Source organism: Priestia sp. LL-8 (assembly GCF_036227845.1).
Taxonomy (GTDB): domain Bacteria; phylum Bacillota; class Bacilli; order Bacillales; family Bacillaceae_H; genus Priestia; species Priestia zanthoxyli.
This window is the reverse complement of record NZ_JAZAQH010000001.1, coordinates 2,053,848-2,068,175: the sequence shown is the minus strand read 5'-3', so window position 1 is coordinate 2,068,175 and position 14,328 is coordinate 2,053,848. Positions and strand designations below refer to the sequence as shown.

15 protein-coding genes are annotated in these 14,328 nt (G+C 38.2%); 1 reads left to right on the top strand and 14 read right to left on the bottom strand.

Features of this window, described 5'->3' with window-relative positions:
• Positions 1-121: 121 nt before the first annotated feature.
• The 5 genes from U9R83_RS10470 to U9R83_RS10450 form a co-directional block, all read right to left on the bottom strand.
• A complete protein-coding gene (locus tag U9R83_RS10470) occupies positions 122-1,993 on the bottom strand; it encodes a PTS fructose transporter subunit IIABC (RefSeq protein ID WP_013056836.1) in 1,872 nt (623 codons plus the stop codon).
• 12 nt (positions 1,994-2,005) lie between these two features.
• The gene (gene pfkB / locus U9R83_RS10465) at positions 2,006-2,920 is read right to left on the bottom strand and encodes a 1-phosphofructokinase (protein ID WP_014460320.1); all 915 of its coding nucleotides are present in this window, start codon (positions 2,918-2,920) and stop codon (positions 2,006-2,008) included.
• On the bottom strand, positions 2,917-3,669 hold the full coding sequence (locus U9R83_RS10460; RefSeq protein ID WP_013056834.1) for a DeoR/GlpR family DNA-binding transcription regulator: 753 nt from the start codon (positions 3,667-3,669) through the stop codon (positions 2,917-2,919). Before U9R83_RS10460 ends, pfkB begins: the two co-directional genes overlap by 4 nt.
• 382 nt (positions 3,670-4,051) lie before the next feature.
• The gene (locus tag U9R83_RS10455; protein ID WP_013056833.1) at positions 4,052-4,192 is read right to left on the bottom strand and encodes a hypothetical protein; all 141 of its coding nucleotides are present in this window, start codon (positions 4,190-4,192) and stop codon (positions 4,052-4,054) included.
• Positions 4,193-4,313: 121 nt separating this feature from the next.
• Positions 4,314-4,667, bottom strand: a complete 354-nt coding sequence (locus U9R83_RS10450; protein WP_014460321.1) for a YolD-like family protein — start codon at positions 4,665-4,667, stop codon at positions 4,314-4,316.
• Between the two features lie 248 nt (positions 4,668-4,915).
• On the opposite strand from U9R83_RS10450, the gene U9R83_RS10445 reads away from it, so the two are divergent.
• Entirely contained in the window at positions 4,916-5,755 is an 840-nt protein-coding gene (locus tag U9R83_RS10445) for a YitT family protein (protein WP_014460322.1), read from the top strand.
• Between the two features lie 31 nt (positions 5,756-5,786).
• Here U9R83_RS10445 and U9R83_RS10440 read toward each other — a convergent pair whose 3' ends face one another.
• The 9 genes from U9R83_RS10440 to cysT form a co-directional block, all read right to left on the bottom strand.
• Positions 5,787-6,521: an ABC transporter permease gene (locus U9R83_RS10440; RefSeq protein ID WP_014460323.1), complete on the bottom strand. Its 735-nt coding sequence runs from the start codon at positions 6,519-6,521 to the stop codon at positions 5,787-5,789.
• Positions 6,522-7,229: an ABC transporter permease gene (locus tag U9R83_RS10435; protein ID WP_014460324.1), complete on the bottom strand. Its 708-nt coding sequence runs from the start codon at positions 7,227-7,229 to the stop codon at positions 6,522-6,524.
• Complete coding sequence (locus U9R83_RS10430; protein WP_424461053.1) at positions 7,204-8,139, bottom strand: ATP-binding cassette domain-containing protein; 936 nt, start codon at positions 8,137-8,139, stop codon at positions 7,204-7,206. Before U9R83_RS10430 ends, U9R83_RS10435 begins: the two co-directional genes overlap by 26 nt.
• A gap of 85 nt (positions 8,140-8,224) precedes the next feature.
• Complete coding sequence (locus U9R83_RS10425; protein ID WP_014460326.1) at positions 8,225-9,589, bottom strand: HAMP domain-containing sensor histidine kinase; 1,365 nt, start codon at positions 9,587-9,589, stop codon at positions 8,225-8,227.
• Positions 9,586-10,254 carry a response regulator transcription factor gene (locus U9R83_RS10420; RefSeq protein ID WP_014460327.1) on the bottom strand — a complete coding sequence of 223 codons (669 nt, stop codon included), beginning with the start codon at positions 10,252-10,254 and terminating at the stop codon, positions 9,586-9,588. The genes U9R83_RS10425 and U9R83_RS10420 overlap by 4 nt, the downstream gene beginning before the upstream one ends.
• Positions 10,255-10,336: 82 nt before the next feature.
• Positions 10,337-11,332, bottom strand: a complete 996-nt coding sequence (locus U9R83_RS10415; RefSeq protein ID WP_243549201.1) for a ketoacyl-ACP synthase III — start codon at positions 11,330-11,332, stop codon at positions 10,337-10,339.
• Positions 11,333-11,440: 108 nt separating this feature from the next.
• Positions 11,441-12,514: a sulfate/molybdate ABC transporter ATP-binding protein gene (locus tag U9R83_RS10410; protein WP_182420655.1), complete on the bottom strand. Its 1,074-nt coding sequence runs from the start codon at positions 12,512-12,514 to the stop codon at positions 11,441-11,443.
• Between the two features lie 19 nt (positions 12,515-12,533).
• The gene (cysW, locus tag U9R83_RS10405) at positions 12,534-13,400 is read right to left on the bottom strand and encodes a sulfate ABC transporter permease subunit CysW (protein ID WP_014460330.1); all 867 of its coding nucleotides are present in this window, start codon (positions 13,398-13,400) and stop codon (positions 12,534-12,536) included.
• Positions 13,401-13,412: 12 nt separating this feature from the next.
• Positions 13,413-14,249, bottom strand: coding sequence for a sulfate ABC transporter permease subunit CysT (gene cysT, locus U9R83_RS10400; protein ID WP_182420656.1), 837 nt, complete (start codon positions 14,247-14,249; stop codon positions 13,413-13,415).
• Positions 14,250-14,328 lie beyond the last annotated feature (79 nt).

The window sequence follows — 14,328 nt, the reverse complement described above, 5'->3', positions numbered from 1 at the left end:
TATCTAACTTTTCTAAAAATTAAAGGAATACTACCGTAATTGTACTCTCATAAAGAACAAATGTCTACCACAAAAATACAAAAAGACTGATTTTACATAGTGTAAAATCAGTCTTTTTTTGTTATTCTGCTTTTGGCTTTTTTAATACACCTACAAGGACCGCTGTTACAATTGCACCAATTAAAATTGCTAGTGCATATAAAAGAGGATTTCCTTGTACAATTCCGATAACGAATACGCCGCCGTGTGGTGCTGGTAAACCGATGTGGAACATCATTGTTAAAGCACCTGCTACTGCAGCACCGATAACCGATGCGGGAATAACACGGCCTGGGTCAGCTGCTGCGAATGGAATCGCACCTTCTGTGATAAATGAAAGACCCATTACATAACACGTTTTACCTGTTTCACGCTCTTGGCGAGTAAATTTGTTTTTGAACAAAGTTGTCGCAATAGCCATACCTAATGGTGGAACCATACCTCCTGCCATAATCGCTGCGTGTGGTGCATAGTTTCCAGCATCAATCATTGCGATACCAAATGTAAAGGCTGCCTTATTAATAGGACCACCCATATCAATAGCCATCATACCGCCTAAGATAATACCTAATAATACTAAGTTACCTGTACCAAATCCACTTAACCAGTGCGTTAATCCTTTGTTAATTGCACTAACTGGTTCATTTACAACATAAAGCATAATCAATCCTGAGATGAAAATTCCAAATAGCGGATAAAGAAGAACTGGCTTAATTCCATCAAGCGCTTGCGGTAAACCGCTGAATAATTTCTTTAATCCCACTACTACATAACCCGCTAAGAAACCAGCGATTAAACCACCTAAGAAACCGCCTCCACCAGAAGCTGCTAAAAGACCCGCAACCATACCAGGAGCTAAACCAGGACGATCAGCAATACTCATTGCAATGAATCCTGCTAGTACTGGTACTAGTAAGAAGAATGCATTATCTCCGCCAATTGTTTTTAGCGCCGCTGCAAATGCATTGTACGTTGGATCTTTCGGTTCTGCTGAGTGAATACCAAACATAAACGAGATGGCAATTAAGATTCCGCCCCCTACAACAAACGGAAGCATTGCTGATACACCGCTCATTAGGTGCTTGTAAAACCCTGTACGCTCTGATCCTTTACTTTCTCCGCCTTCTTTGCTGCCACCGCCGCCGCTGTATACAGGAGCGTCTCCTTTTAACGCGCGGTTAATTAATTCTTCAGGCTTGCGAATTCCTTCAGCTACTGGAACTTGAATAACTTTTTTACCTGCAAAACGTTCCATTTCTACTTGCTTGTCCGCTGCAACAATAATAGCGGTAGCGTTTTCAATTTCTTCCTTCGTCAACGCGTTTTTAACACCGCTGGAACCATTTGTTTCAACTTTAAGCGTCACGTTCATATCTTTCGCTTTTGCTTTTAGGCTGTCCGCTGCCATATATGTGTGGGCAATTCCTGTTGGACAAGCCGTTACAGCAAGCACTAATTGATCTGAAGCTGTATCCACTTCTTCTTCCGGCGCTTCATTTTCAGTTTCTTTATCATCAATTGCTTTGATGACTTCATCAATTGATGATGCTGTTAGCAACGTTTTTCGGAACGATTCGTCCATTAATAACGTAGACAAACGAGATAATGTTTCTAAGTGAGCATTATTCGCGCCTTCACTCGCTGCAATCATGAAGAATAGGTGTGCAGGCTGTCCGTCTAATGATTCATAATCAATACCTTCTGTTGAGCGTCCAAATGCAATGGCCGGTGTTTTTACCGAGCTTGTTTTTGCATGTGGAATAGCAATACCTTCCCCAATTCCCGTTGTGCTTTGAGATTCACGATTTAAAATTGCTTCTTTATAGCCAGCTCGGTCGCTTAAGCGACCAGCTTCGTCTAATTTTCCAACTAATTCATCAATAACATCAGCTTTTGACGTGCTTTTTAAATCAAGAATGATTGTATCTTTTTTTAGTAGTTCTGTAATTCTCATTCTCGGTTCCCCCTACTCTACCTTTGTGATTGACACTTGTTCACGAAGCGTCTTTACATCTTCTGCTGTACATAATTCAAGTGAGAATGCTGTGGCACTTCCTGAAGCAACTCCTGTTTGGAAGGCTTCTAATAAATCCCCTTGTTTTACATAAGAAGCAATAAATCCAGCTACAAGTGAATCGCCAGCTCCAACAGAATTTTTCACTGTTCCTTTAGGGACTGTGGCACTGTAGACACCGCTTTCGTTAATAAGAAGTGCTCCATCGCCTGCCATGGATACAACGACGTTTTGCGCTCCTTGTTCCACGAGTTTTTTACCGTATACCAGCGCATCTTCTGCACTGTTTACTTCTACATCAAACAATTCTGCAAGTTCATGATGATTTGGTTTGATAAAAAACGGCTTGTGAGACACGACGTCTAGCAAGGTTTTTCCACTTGCATCTACTACTACTTTTACTCCGTTCGCTGCTGCTAGCTCAGTCAACGTTTCATAGACAGAACTTGGAAGCGTTTTCGGTATACTCCCTGCTAATACGAAGATATCGCCTTCAGTCATTTGCTTCACTTGAGTCAATAAAGACTGAAGCGCTTCGTCTGTAATAGCAGGTCCTTGACCGTTAATTTCTGTTTCTTTTTCTGTTTTCAACTTTACGTTAATGCGCGTATCTCCATCAACTCTTGTAAAAGCTGTTTCAATATTCTCCGCTTTTAAGTAGTCTTCGATATAAGTTCCTGTAAAACCGGCTACAAAACCGAGAGCTTTATTATCAACACCTAATCGCTTTAAAACGCGAGAGACGTTAATGCCTTTTCCTCCTGGAAACTTAGCTTCATTCGTTGTGCGGTTAAGCCCGCCTTCTTCGAATGCTGAAACATGTACTACGTAATCAACGGATGGGTTCAACGTACATGTATAAATCATGATTTCACAACCTTTATGTCTGTTTTGTTTGCATACTGTATAAGCACATCGCTAGGTACGTCATTTGTTATAATTTTTGCTTCGTGTAAATCGGCTATTTTCGCAAAACTTGTTTCAAAAAATTTAGTGGAATCTGATAAAATATAAGATTCTCTAGACAGCTTCATTGCCGTTTGCTTGATCAATGCTTCTTCTGGATCAGGAGTTGTATATCCGTATTGATGATGAATCCCATTCGCTCCCATAAAACATTTATCAAAACGATACTGTTCAAGACTTAAAAGGGCTCCATTGCCAATTAAAGCGCCCGTTTTATGTTTAACCGATCCTCCAATTAAATAGAGGGTGATACCTTGTTCTAGCATCGGGTTTAAATGCATTAAACCATTTGTCACGACAACTACATCTTTTTGCTTTAAAAAAGGAATCATTTCATACGTTGTAGTTCCTGCATCTAAAAAAATACAGTCACCTTCATTTATAATGGAAGCCGCATACTCTGCAATGTTTCGTTTATCTTGAACATTTTTGGCAGATTTTTCGATAACGCTCAGTTCGATTCGTTTACTGCGAATAAGCGAAGCGCCACCGTGAACACGTTTGAGCATTTGCTCTTCTTCTAGTTGACTTAAGTCTCTTCTAATTGTGGATTCCGAAGCGCCTGTAACTTCGATAAACTCTTGCACTTTTACAAGTTCTTTCTCTTTTAAAAGTTTTAAGATTAGTTGATGTCTCTCCGGCGTTAACATGTTCTAGCTCCTTTTTCAAAAAAGCGTTTTCATTTATTTCATGTACTTACTTTATCACGGTTTACATTCAAAATCAATCATAAAAAATCAAAAACATTCATTTTTTTAATTACAAAATGAAATTTTTTGAACGAATAATTAGATTTACATTTGTTTTAATAATAGTTCACACAAAAGGAAATAAGCTGGTAATTCAAGAATTTGTCTACTTTTATCATTATATGTAAAGGTTTTCTTTCACTCAATTAGCCATGACTGTTTTTGACTATTTCTTGACCGATTGAATTTTTTCTGACTGAATTACGTTTAGCTTGTCCTGTTTTAATGAGAGCCTATACATCAAAAAAGTTGTCCACCTTTTTGGACAACTCCAAGTGACCCATCATTTAAATAAAAACAGAAGCATATATAATATAGAAGCAAGTGCAGAAGAAATAGCTAAACTTGAGATAAAACGAACGAGTCTTTTTTTAATGAACTGCGTTAATTCAATTTCTCTTACTTGAGTTTTTTCATTTTGCATACGATATCCCTTCTTTAATCAAAATTTCCTAGTAGCTCAAAGTTACTACTCGCAGAATATGCTTTTATGTATTGTATGCAAGCGTTAAAAAAAAGATACAAAACGAACAAAAAAGCTACTCTTAGCTAGAGTAGCTTTCATCTTTCCATACATCTGCTTCAATTACTGCATCCGCTCGAATCGAATATGTATAACAAGGCCCTGTCACCATCAGCGTATTCGACTGGAGCGAGACTTTATCGATCGTCACTCGTTCATATCTTTGAATATGTCCTGCTTCATAGACATGAAGCGTTACTGGATGATGCTCCGAGTAACTGTTCATAATGACATTTTCAATATGCTCAATCTTCTCTTTTTCCAACCCTAAAGGCTGCTTATGCGCTTTGGGACTGTACATTTTCTTCATTTTCTCTAAATGCTCGGGCATTACTAACTTCGCATACTGTTTTAATTCATCTTGATACACGTTCATTCTCCCCCTTGACTCTTGCTTCTATTTTACCGAACAAACATTCTCATTGCAAAACTTTTTAATCAAAATAAAAGCAAACAATTCATTTTTTCATACTACATAAAAACTGTCAAAAGATTTTATATTGATAGCAGAAGCTGATTTTTAAAAAAATAATAATATCCCATCTTTAATTCGGTCTCTAGAGTTGGTATAATACATTGTCATGATTGTGTTTTCGGAGTTTTTGATGATTGGAGGTAACGTTCATGATTAATAAAATAAAAGAAATTAGCCTCATTGTTCTGGGTAGCCTTATTTTTGCACTGGCCATTAATTACTTTGCTATTCCAAATGAATTAGCTGAAGGCGGTGTAACCGGTGTAACAATGATTACTTATTATGTACTAGGCTGGTCTCCGGGTATCACAAACTTTATATTAAACGGTTTGCTGGTACTGATTGGATACAAATTACTTCACAAACGTGTTATTGCTTACACAATTATATGTATTGTTTTCACGTCTCTATTCCTACATATAACTGAAGGACTGGGAAATCCTCTTGACGATACGTTACTGGGGGCTATTTTTGCTGGAATTTTAGCCGGAGTAGGACTGGGACTTGTGTTTAGAGGAGGCGGAACTTCCGGCGGCTCTGCAGTCATTGCGCGCTTAGCTAATCAATATCTAGACTGGAATATTAGCAAAACGATGCTAGCAATTGATTTATTAGTTGTAGCAAGCGCTTATTTTGTCATCGGTGGAGAAAAGACGATGTATACGGTTATTTCTCTTTACATCGGAACAAAAGTGCTTGATTATATTATTGAAGGACTCAACCCTCGCAAAGCAATCACCATTATTTCACACCGTTCAGCTGAAGTAGCCGAACAAGTCAATAAAAAGATGCAGCGCGGCGTCACTGTCTTTTCTGCTCATGGAAGCTATACAAAAGAAGCAAAAGACGTATTGTACGTGGTTGTGAACAAACAAGAACTGCTAGAGTTAAAGCGTATTATCCATAAAGTCGACGAACAAGCCTTTGTGGTTGTCCACGATGTGCGCGACGTCTTTGGAGTAGGTTTTACTATTCCAAAAGCCAGCTAAAAACCCGCTGTAAAAAAGCGGGTTTTTTCTATTATATATGTTTGCGGTGAAAATACAGTGAACCTGCTGCTACAAAAAGAAGAAAGCTGCTTATGATAACCACTAAGAAAGTCTGTGTAGTCAGCATCAAATCCCATGACTCCCTTCCCGTTACACCTAACATTCCATACATCGGCTGAGTCCATGGGTACCAGGGACCAAATCTTTCAGAATTAACAACGAATAAATTCGGTAGTGTTAAAATGACGTTAACTGTTAAAGATGCTCCAAAGCTAGAAAGTGCCATCGACACAGCTAACATAAATGCAAGAATTGGCAACACTGCAATCCAGCCGCCTAGCATATTTCCAGCTATCATTTTTAATGGAATAGTACTCGGATAGTCTTTCAACATGCTAACCCCTAATAAAACAACAAATACAAGCACTTGAAGAATTCCCATAAAAGCCGCTGCTGTGATCAATTTTGCTCCGTATACTGCTGTCCTTGTCACAGGAAGAGATAATAATTGTTTCCACCCTCCTGCTTCGTGTTCGTATCGACAAACGAATGAAGTTACTAAACCGCCAATTAACGGAAAAAGCAATAAGCCGTGAACATTGGCAATGAAAGCACTTGCCATAAGCCATTTCATTTTCCCATTTGGCAGCGCCGGGTCTCCCACAAAAAGGATAGCAGCGATAAGAATTGGACTAATAAAAAGATATATCCAGGCTTTTGTTTTCAACAATTTAAACCATTCTACCTTACATAATTGCCACAACATTTACGCCACATCCTTTCTGATAAAGTGAAAGGCGCCTGCACCATATAAGAAAATACCAATAATTGCACCTGTTATCATATACGTATTCCGGTAATCAGAAAATACTAGCATCGGCCATTGCCAAATAAACCAGCTTGGCAACTCTCCCATACCACTCATTGTCACACTCATCATAATACCTAGTGCAAGAGAACGGCTTTGATTTTTGAAAAGCATGGACAACCATATTTGAATAGCTACAAACGGGATGGCTGAAAAGAACGGATAGAAGTTATAAACAAAAAGAGTTTTCCAAGAAGGGGGAAGACCAAATCCCAACCACCACCCTAGCCCGATTATACCAATCAATAGAAAAGCAGAAGCGATGAGTAACATAGCCATAACTACTATAAATTTTGCCGTATAAACACTTAGGCGGCTTACTGGTAAGCTCAGCAGCTGCTTCCAGGAGCTTCTGTGATATTCAACATGCGCTATATTTGAAGCAAGAATTGTTCCTCCCAGTAAAAAAGCTGTAGGAAGCGTAATGTTTATTTCATGAAAAAGACCTTCCCACACATTTGGATTTTGTTGAATTAAATATTCATATCGAACGCTGTAATCTACCAGTGTTAAGCCTACTACACCTGCTGGACCTAAAAATAATAAAAACCAGAGCCATTTTCTTTTTAATTTCATACACTCAGCCTGCAGTATTTTTATGAACATGTTCATTCTCCTCGTTCGTCAGCTTTAAAAAGATATCTTCTAGTGACTTTGTTTTTTCTTCGACGCGATAGATAGAGACATTTTCTCGCACGAGTTGATAAACAAGATGTGCCACTCGCTCATGATCAATATAATCTAAAAGGAGACTGTTTTTATTGACAGTAGGTACAAATCCGTTTGTTAATAGTATTGTTTTTGCCTTTTCTATTTCCCCTATTGTAAATGCCACTTGATGTTTGGCCTTTTTGCGAAGCGATTCAATTGAGCCATTAAATAGCATCTTTCCTTTTGTAATAATGCCCACTTGAGTCGCTAAGTGGTCAATTTCATAAAGTAAATGACTTGAAATTAAAACGGTAACGCCATTTTCCCTTGGCATTTCTTTAATTAATGAGCGAATTTCTTGAATCCCTGCAGGATCTAGTCCATTAGTTGGTTCATCTAAGATTAATAAGCGAGGGTTTCCTAGAAGTGCTGAAGCAATGCCAAGACGCTGTTTCATCCCAAGAGAAAATCCTTTAACTGGACGATTTGCTTCTTTTGTTAACTTTACAATATCTAGTACTTCATCCACTCTATTTCTAGATACGCCCAGTATCTTGCGAAGTACCTCTAGATTTTCTCTTGCAGTTAAATGTGCATAATAAGAAGGGCTCTCTACAAGTGAACCTATCTTTTTTAAGGCTCGAATATGCTGCCTATGATTTATTATTCTTTCTCCAAACAGCTCAATTTCACCGCTCGTTGGCTTCATTAGACCAAGAAGCATTCGAATCGTTGTTGTCTTCCCTGCTCCGTTTGGTCCTAAAAAACCATAGATGTCTCCTTCTTTAATGGAAAGATTCACTCCGCTTACAGCTTCTACTCCTTTAAATACTTTTGTCACCTGAGTCGTTTTAACAATTTCCACTTTTATCACCTCTCTATTACTATAAACAGAGAAAGTTAAGAGGAAGGAAAAGAAAGGTTAAAATTCGTTTAAAAAAGCGAGTGAATTAATCACTCGCTTCATACACAATTTGAATATCCGTTCCATGCTTTGTTGAATGAATTGACCACGTTAACTCCATTTCTTTAATCATTACATCCACAACCGCTAAACCTACACCGTTTTGTTTGGTCTCACTATTCTTTTTAAAGCCTGACCCTTTATCAGAAATGATAAGAGAAGATGAACTATGTTCTTGAACAAGGCGAAAACCAATAAAACGACCTTCTTTAGCATGACGAATTACGTTTTGACATAAGTTATCTATTATTCTTTCTAACCACTGCACGTCTCCGTACCAGTATAGAGACTGAGGTGGAAGTTGAATATCCACTTCCATATTCTCTTCTTCAAATAGTGGATACCACTGCGCAATGCTTTTTCTAAGAAATCGAGTCATATCAATTTCCTCTTCTTGATACGGATATTTTCCATTTAACAGCAGCGTATAGGAAAATAAATTATCTATTAAATTACTAACAAATTCTACTTTAGCATCAATTACTTCAAGAGACTGTTGAACATTCAACGTTACTTCTTCATTTTTCAGCTGATAAATATGAGTCCGAACGGTCGTGAGCGGTGTTCGTAAGTCATGCGATAGACTCATAATTAAGTCTTGCCGCAGCTGTTCTTCTTGCTGCTCTCGGTTTCGACTTTCATGAAGCTGTTTAATCATTTGATTAAATGATTGTTCTAGCTGTCCAATCTCATCTGTGGAACCAGGTACAACAGGTAAAGGAATTCCTTGTTCGTCTTTGTTGTTCATAGCAGCCTGTAACGTTCGCAGCCTTTTTCGAATTCGAAGAAAAAAGAATAGAGAAAGCACAATAAAAGAAAGCACAATGATAAAAACAAACCCTAAATAAATATTATAGTAGGCTGGATCTAGTTTCTGAATAGGAGGCTCAACGGCTTTTTCTGGCACTTCAATGACCATAAAACCTTGCTTTTTATCTGTTCCAATAAAGGTAATAACCGTATACGGATCGTTTCCGTATCGTTTTTTTATAAATTCAGCCGTATAAGACGATGACCATTGCTTCGGAAGGGATTCATGATAAGGAATCGGAAGCTGTGTTTGTCCAGCAGCGTTCACCCAAAACATTGAAGCTTCCGGATATTTTCTTTTTAATAATTTTAGCTTTTGGTTGATTGTTTCCTCATTTGCTCCTTCTAGCTTTTTGGCTTCTTGATTCCACATTTGTTCGTAGTAGCTTTTTCCTTTATACTCTTCATCTAATAATCCTTGAATACGCATAAAAGGAACAGTGATCAGCCATGAGCCCGCAAAAAATGATAACGGTATAATCAATACAGCTACAATCATAAATAAGATATACTTCGTAACAAGAGACTGTGCAACGTTCATTGCTTGACCCTGTAGCCAATCCCACGTATTGTTTCAATAATTTCAGGCTTAGCCGCATTTTTCTCAAGCTTCTCTCGCAAATAGCGAATATGTACCATTAAGGTTTTATCTCCTTCGATATAACGCTCTTTCCATACTCCTTCATAAATTTGTTCTTTTGTTAAAATTTGATTTAAATGCTGAAGGAAATACGTAAAAATATGAAATTGCTTACCTGTTAAACTAATTTCTTCACTTGTCTCTCTGTTCATTACACGATAGTCTATCATCGAAATATGCAAATGTTTTAAAATAAGTTCTTCTTTCTTTCTTGAAAACCTTCTTAACAATACTTCGAGCCTTGCGAGCAGTTCTTCTGGATGAAACGGCTTTGTGACATAGTCATCGGCAAACTCTAGCCCAATAATCTTATCTTCTAGAGCTGTACGAGCTGAAAGCATTAAAACAGGGACATCAGGCGCTAACTTTTTAAGCTTTTTTCCCACTGTAAATCCATCTAAGCCGGGAAGCATTACATCTAGAATGACAATATCCGCTTGTTTAATAAACTGGCTGGCGCTATCTCCCGATTGTAACCAAGTAACTTCATAGTTTTGCTTTTTAAGCTCTTTTTGAATCATTAACCCAATTTCTTCATTGTCTTCAATGTATAAAACATGATTCATATACGCCCTCCTTTACTTCTTTTTCCATTTTATCGAACTCTTGTTAACAGTAAAAGACAAAAAAGCTAAAAGGCGATGCCTTTTAGCTTTTTTCTTTACACGTCCATTTAATTAACAAGCCGCAGTGCGTTAATCCTCCCCCAAACCCATAGAGAATAAGGAGGTCATTATCCTGTACTTTTCCTGTCATTATTCCTTCGTTTAAAGCAAGCGGAATAGAAGCTGAAGATGTATTTCCGCAGTATTGCACACTCGTTAACGTTTTATCCATTGAAACACCTGTTTTAGCACAAATAGCTTCAATCATCCGAAGGTTTGCACTGTGCGGAATAAACCAATTTACATCAGAAAGAGAAATGGAAGTACCCTTTAACAATGCTTCTACTCCTTTTGGAATCGTTCGGACAGCAAAACGATATACTTCACGTCCGTTTTGAACTAAATTTCCACTGGAGTTAATTTCTTTCCCTAAAAGAGTGTCAGATAAATTGGAACGGTATAAATTTATACCTCCGCTCCCATCCGTTCCATAATGACATCCTAAGAAACTTGGATTACACTCGTCGTACTCTACAAGCATCGCTCCCGCTCCATCACCAAACAGTACGCATGTTGCCCGGTCCGTATAATCTGTAATTTTTGACATGACTTCCGCACCAATAACTAAAATTTTTTTATGCAATCCCGACGTCACTAAGCCGTTCGCCATGTGAAGTCCATATGTAAAACCGGCGCATGCGGCACTTAAATCAAATGCAGCAGCTTGATTAATATGAAAGTAATCTTGAACCTGACATGCTACGCTAGGAAAAAAGTGATCCGGCGTTGTTGTCGAAACAATAATTGCATCTACATCTTCTATTTCTACAGCATATCGGTTGAGCAAATTTTCAACTGCTCGAATGGCAAGCGTAGACGTGTATTCGCCTTCACCAGCAATTCGTCGTTCTTTCATTCCCGTGCGCTGTACAATCCATTCGTCACTTGTATCAACCATTTCTTTTAAATGGTCGTTCGTTATTTTTTGCTTTGGTGTATATATCCCCATTCCTGTGATTCTAGCTTTTGATTGCATCATTTCTCCACCTCAAATCAGTTGATACTTAATTATAACACCTACTTTTAATATCTGGTACTAATTTATTAGCAGATAAAAAGCGCAAAGGCGTACCCTTCACGCTTTTTATCAAATAGAATAATCTTCTGGAATAAATACTTTTAGCTGCTTAGGCTTTACATACACCTGCTCTCCTACTTGAAGGCTAAGTGTTTTATAATGCTCTTTGCTTAATTCAGCTTCTAAAAATTCTTCTGCATCTTCTCTTTTTAATTCAATTTGCACGATAGGTCCTATCACATGAATATGGCTAACGGTTGCAGAAACAGCATCTGCGCTTGTTTTTACTTTTTCAAGGTGAATATCATGAGGTCGCACATATCCAACAGCTGCCTCTTCATTTCTTCCGCTAAATTCTGGAACATCCATTTCAAAGCTTCCTTGTTTTAGCCTGCCTTTATGAATTCGTCCCTTAAATAAATTGACGTTCCCTAAAAAATCGTACACGAATGGACTGTTAGGATGATCATATACTTCCTCAGGACTTCCAATCTGCTCAATTTTCCCGTTGTTCATCACAACAATACGATCGGCCACATCTAAAGCTTCTTCTTGATCATGCGTAACGAATATACTCGTAATATGAAAGTCATTATGCAATTTACGCAGCCATCTGCGCAAATCCTTACGAACTTTTGCATCCAAAGCGCCAAAAGGTTCATCTAATAGCAGTACTTTTGGTTCCACTGCTAACGCTCGAGCAAGCGCCACTCGCTGCCGCTGTCCGCCGGATAATTGAGAGGGATAGCGATTTGCAAGCGGCTCTAGTTTCACAAGCTGCAGCAGCTCGGCTACTTTCTTGTTAATGTCCGCTTTAGAAGGTCTTGTTTTTTTAGGTCGTACTTTTAAACCATACGCAACGTTATCAAATACAGTCATATGTCTGAACAAAGCATAGTGTTGAAAAACAAACCCTACATTTCGCTCCTTTGGATTTACGTGCGTAATTTCCTTTCCATCAAATAAAATAGCTCCTTGATCAAGGTGTTCAAGACCGGCAATGATGCGAAGCAAAGATGTTTTTCCAGAACCGGACGGACCAAGTAAAGCTACTAATTCACCCGTTTGAATATCAATGTTAATAGAATCCAGCGCTTTAAAATCACCAAAGTTTTTTGATACGTGCTTAATATGGATACTCATCTCATAAGCTCCTTCCTTTTTAAATATGTTTGGCTTTCCACTCAATAATATTTTTTACAATTAATGTGAATATAGCTAAAACTGACATTAAAGATGCTACCGCAAACGCTGCTGCAAATTGATATTCATTGTAGAGAATTTCAATATGAAGAGGCATCGTATTAGTCATTCCTCGAATGTGCCCAGACACAACGGAAACAGCTCCAAACTCCCCAATTGCACGCGCATTACATAAAATAATGCCATATAATAAGCCCCATTTAATATTAGGTAATGTCACTAGAAAAAAAGTTTTGAAACCGCTGGCTCCTAACGTTAACGATGCCTCTTCTTCGGCTGACCCTTGAGCTTGCATGAGTGGAATTAGTTCCTTGGCAACAAACGGAAGCGTTACAAAAAGGGTAGCTAATATAATACCGGGAATAGCAAAGACAATTTTAATATCTTGATTAAACAGCCATTCTCCGAATAACCCTTGTGCACCAAATAATAAAATAAAAACCAATCCAGCAATAACAGGCGAAACGGCAAACGGTAAATCAATAAGCGTAATTAAAATATTCTTTCCTTTAAAATCAAACTTCGTAATTAACCATGCAGCTACCACGCCAAAAACGGCATTTAAAGGAACGGTAATCAGCACAACAACTAACGTTAGTTTAATAGCAGCTAAAGCATCCGGATTTGTAATTGCAGCTAGATACGTTTCCAACCCTTTTTGAAAGGCTGTCATAAAAATGGTGATGAGCGGAAGCACTAAGAATAGAGCTAAAAAAGCCAGCGCAATAAATGTAAGCAGCCATCGGACGACTTTGGGCTCTTTTAAACTAGAATGATTAAGTTCCACATTCGTTTTTGCATGCTGCATTGGAACATGTCCTGCCAATGCCATCCCTCCTTAACTATGTACAAATTTACGATTTGTCCACCATTGAATAATATTAATAAGTAATAACAGAAAAAATGATACAACGAGCATGACTGATGCAATAGCAGTAGCTCCCGCATAATCGTACTGCTCGAGTTTTGTCATGATAATAAGCGGCGTAATTTCAGTTTTCATCGGCATATTTCCAGCAATAAAAACAACGGACCCGTATTCTCCAAGCGCTCTTGCGAATGAAAGAGAAAAGCCTGTTAAAATAGCAGGCAACAGCTCTGGAAAAATAACTTTTCTGAACGTTTGCATTCGGCTGGCTCCTAAACTAGCAGATGCTTCTTCAATCTCTGCATTAAAGTTTTGCAATACTGGCTGTACCATTCGGACAACAAACGGCAGACCAATAAACGTCAGAGCGATAATAATTCCGATAGGCGTAAATGCGATTTTAAACGTAAATAATTGACCAATCCATCCTTTCGGAACGTAAAGAGTGGTCAAGGCAATGCCGGCAACAGCCGTTGGCAAGGCAAACGGCAAATCCACAAGTCCGTCAATAAACCTCTTTCCAGGAAAATGATACCTCACTAACACCCACGCAATAATGGTTCCAAAAATAACATTAACGATGCCGGCTGCAAATGCTGCTCCAAAACTTAATTTATATGATGCTACTACTCTAGGGTCTGTAACAGTTTTAATAAAGTCGCTCCATCCCATAGATGCCGTATTTAAAAAAATCATAGCTAACGGAAAAAGAACAAGGATGCTTGCATAAAACATTGTAAAACCTAAAGAAAGCCCAAATCCAGGTAAGATGCTTTTCTTTTTCTTCTGTCGTTGTAACACGCTCACGTCTTACACCTCTCTCTCTGCTTTCAAGATAAATGTACACAGAAGATACGAATCACCATTCGTATCTTCCTCGTTCTAC